Annotated in this window: 1 protein-coding gene; it reads right to left on the bottom strand. The window is 63.7% G+C overall.

Annotated elements, in window-relative coordinates; genetic code table 11:
* Positions 1-267 (bottom strand): pyridoxal-phosphate dependent enzyme (locus SB679_RS24605; RefSeq protein ID WP_410704905.1); only part of this gene is annotated, 267 nt, incomplete at both ends.

The raw sequence follows: 267 nt of genomic DNA, 5'->3' as shown, positions 1-267 counted from the left end.
CCCGCTCCTTGATGGCGACGGCGACGCCGGCCAACAGCCCGCCACCGCCGACGCCCATGAGGATGGTGTCCACGTTGGGGATCTGCTCAAGGATTTCCAACCCAATGGTCCCTTGTCCTGCAACAACGTCCACGTTGTCAAAGGGATGGACAAAAACGGCGCCGGTTTCGTTGGCATACCGCTGCGCCTCAGCCAGGGCCTCGTCCACGTTGTGTCCATGCAGGATCACTTCCGCGCCGTGACTGCGCGTGGCGGCGAGCTTCGGCA

It is taken from the genome of Chryseobacterium sp. SIMBA_029, from assembly GCF_046535275.1.
Taxonomy (GTDB): Bacteria; Bacteroidota; Bacteroidia; order Flavobacteriales; family Weeksellaceae; genus Chryseobacterium.
The sequence above is the reverse complement of the archived record's forward strand: the minus strand, read 5'-3'. Positions and strand labels throughout refer to the sequence as shown.